General features: G+C 71.8%; 3 protein-coding genes. 2 read left to right on the top strand and 1 reads right to left on the bottom strand.

Translation table 11 applies throughout. The features are described from left to right. Positions 1 to 81: 81 nt before the first annotated feature. On the bottom strand, positions 82 to 546 hold the full coding sequence (locus tag ACFWGJ_RS43065) for a hypothetical protein (RefSeq protein ID WP_387334422.1): 465 nt from the start codon (positions 544 to 546) through the stop codon (positions 82 to 84). Between the two features lie 582 nt (positions 547 to 1,128). Between ACFWGJ_RS43065 and ACFWGJ_RS43060 the strand changes: the two genes are divergently transcribed. Both ACFWGJ_RS43060 and ACFWGJ_RS43055 read left to right on the top strand, forming a co-directional pair. Beyond that, a complete protein-coding gene (locus tag ACFWGJ_RS43060) occupies positions 1,129 to 1,476 on the top strand; it encodes a MerR family transcriptional regulator (protein ID WP_387334421.1) in 348 nt (115 codons plus the stop codon). 206 nt (positions 1,477 to 1,682) lie between these two features. Beyond that, a complete protein-coding gene (locus ACFWGJ_RS43055) occupies positions 1,683 to 2,690 on the top strand; it encodes a hypothetical protein (RefSeq protein ID WP_387334420.1) in 1,008 nt (335 codons plus the stop codon). Positions 2,691 to 2,948: the final 258 nt, after the last annotated feature.

Here is a 2,948-nt window from a genome sequence, read left to right as displayed (position 1 = left end):
GGGCCCTTCGTCATGTGCCGTCGGATACGGCGAGTACGGCGGGTACGGCAGGTACGGCGGATACCGATGAGTACGGGCGGCTCAGTGGTCGGAGTAGCTGAAGTCGCCCACGGTCCAGGCGCTGACGTCCGTGATCGCGACGCGGTACATCCCGCCGGTCTCGGGAATCCCCACGCTGCCCTGGAGGATCCGGGCGAGGTGGAAGTGCAGATGCGTGGGCGCCCCGCCGCGCCCGGCCAAATCGTCACGGTCATCGCGATTGTCAGGCTCGGCGCGATCGTCACGGTCGGCGTGGCCGTCGGGGCCCGCGGAGCCCACGGGTCCGGTACGGTCCTGCGGCCGGTCCGCGAGGAAGACGCCGGAGAACGCGCCCAGATGGTCGGAGTCCTTCAGCACCTCCGAGACCCTCTCCCGCCACACGGCCTCGGGAGCCAGTCTGCCGGTGATGACAGCACCACCGGCGACCACGGTCAGCGACATCCGATTGCTCTGCCCGGACTCCACCAGGGCTGAGATACCGACGAGCAGTTCGTCAGGGTTCGACATGGAAGCCGATTCTATCCAGCGGTCGCTCCTACCCACCTCCCGTACAGATGACACCAAAATACCTGGGATTCACACGAGCAGAAATCTACCTTTGTCAGAGTAGACATTGCTCGGGCACGTGGCTAAGGTTTCTCTCGTAGACGAGGTCGAGCAAGGCCCTCAGACACGAACTGACGGGTCGAAGGACAAGAAGTACGCAGTTCAGAGCGGTTGTGGAGTTCCGAAGCCACATGGTTCGCAAGGATGGTGACGGGACTGACGACCGCGCTGGGTGGCTCGCGGGCTGAGGAGCCGCCACCGGCACCAACGGCACCACCCATGAATGTCGAGCAGGAACGGAAGGAGCCGACGCCATCAGGATCGCCCGGCCGAGTTGTTCGACCGGGTCAGCCAGACCCCGGATTGGAAGGTGGTCCCCGGTCACGCAACCACGGTCCCCGTACTCCCTGCCCCATCCCGGGCCGGGCGGCGGAAACAGAAGGTCGGCGCGGCAGTAGCGCCGGCAGATGGTGTTCAATTTCCTTCGGGGCCCTGGTGCCGTACGGCACCAGGGCCCCTCGACGCGTTGCAGAACGAGGTGACATGACAGCAGAGAATCCGCTGGGCGATCGGCTGGACGACGACGACTACCCCGCCTACACGATGGGGCGGGCCGCCGAGATGCTCGGCACCACTCCTGGCTTCCTCCGGGCCATCGGGGAGGCCAGGCTCATCACTCCGCTGCGCTCCGAGGGCGGGCACCGGCGCTACTCCCGCTACCAGCTCCGGATCGCCGCCCGCGCGCGCGAGCTGGTCGACCGGGGCACCCCGGTCGAGGCCGCCTGCCGGATCGTGATCCTTGAGGACCAGCTTGAGGAAGCACAGCGGATCAACGCCGAGTACCGGCGTGCCGCGAGTCAGGCGGCGCCGGAGGGCCCCGGGACGTCCTGACCCGGCCCGGCCGCGGGTACGCCGTGCCCGGTCGCGCAGTGCTCCGCGCCCCCTTCGGGAGCGGGCGGGCGCGATGTCCCGATGCGCGCGGCATTGCCCTCGGGCCCCCGGCGAATGTGTGCAGGAGCGTCACACAGGCTGCACACAGTGCCTCGGCGGCCTGGCTAGCGTGGCTGGCGTTCGACCCCACGTACCCACGTACGACCATGACCGGGCAGGGAACCGGCGGGGCGGCGACCAGTCAACTCAGGAAGACGCTGATGGACTACTGCTCCTCGTGTCGCCGGCATCTCAACGGCGCCCTGGTGTGCCCCGGATGCGGCGCCTACGCCCCCGACATCGCCCCGGTCGCCGTCAGCCGGCACCCCGTCCAGCCCCGGGTCACCCTGGCCGCCGGGAGCACGACGGCGCAGCACGTCCCGGACGTGCCGGACATCTCGGTGTGGGAGCCCGCCGCCCCTGCCCTGGCCGCCGGCGCCCTGGCCACTGCGGCCCCGTCCACGCACGGCACGTCCGAGGACGACGAGGGCGCGTACGACCACGAGGGTTTCGAGGGGGCGACGCCCGCACCCCAGGGGCGCGCCGCACGCCGTCGTCAGCGCGCCCGCTGGAAGAAGAACCAGCGCCGGGCCGTCGTCGCGACCGCCGTCGCGCTCGTCGGAGGGGGTCTGACCTTCACCGCCATGGACCGGCTCTCCGCGGACCGGGCGGAGGCCGCGTCGGCTCCGGAAGCCGCGGGCCTGGGCGCGAACACGAAGACGGCCGCGGGCTCCGCGGGGGAGGAGGCGACGGAGTACACGCGTCCCTCGGCGACCCGGCCCGACGCCCGGCGGTCCCCGACGGCCACGTCCACGCAGGCGCCCGCGAGCGACCGTTCGGCCGAGCGGGACGCGGTCACCCCGTCCTCCGTGACCCCGCGGGGTTCCCGGCCGGACGCGTCCGCACCGGGTACGGCGTCGGCGTCCGACCAGCGGTCGCGGAACGCGTCCTCGTCCTCGTCCTCGGCCGCCTCCTCGGCGTCGTCCTCCTCGTCGTCCTCCTCCCAGAGCCCGGCCGACAGCGCGTCACAGCAGCCGTCCGCACCGGCCGACACCGAAGGGACGAGTGGCTCGGGCAGCACCGGGGGCTCCGACACGACCACGTCACCGGCGAGCCCTTCGCCGTCGGCGACGTCACCGTCGCAGCTCTGCCTGCTCGTGCTCTGCATCGGCTGACACCCGAGGACTTCACCGGCCCGCACGGGCCGAACACCGGCGCGCACCGCCCGGCACCGCCTGGCACCGGTCGGCACCGGTCGGCAGCCGAAGAATTCGGAAGGCGCAGTACGCACCTCACGCCTCGCGCCTCGCCCGGTCCACGGTGTGGTGGTGGCCCCCCCTGGGCTGGCCCCCCGCCGCGGCCCCACCCCCCCACCCCGCCGCCCCCCCCCCCCGGGGTGAGGGGAAGAGATACCACCGGGGGGGGCCGCGGGC

Origin of the sequence: Streptomyces sp. NPDC060205 (genome assembly GCF_042728395.1) — a bacterium.
Taxonomy (GTDB): Bacteria; Actinomycetota; Actinomycetes; order Streptomycetales; family Streptomycetaceae; genus Streptomyces.
The sequence above is the reverse complement of the archived record's forward strand: the minus strand, read 5'-3'. Positions and strand labels throughout refer to the sequence as shown.

Bases quoted from the DNA above. Each gene is read 5' to 3' on its own strand.
- ACFWGJ_RS43065 (WP_387334422.1), bottom strand. From the start codon at position 546: ATGTCGAACCCTGACGAACTGCTCGTCGGTATCTCAGCCCTGGTGGAG.
- ACFWGJ_RS43060 (WP_387334421.1), top strand. From the start codon at position 1,129: ATGACAGCAGAGAATCCGCTGGGCGATCGGCTGGACGACGACGACTAC.
- ACFWGJ_RS43055 (WP_387334420.1), top strand. From the start codon at position 1,683: ATGACCGGGCAGGGAACCGGCGGGGCGGCGACCAGTCAACTCAGGAAG.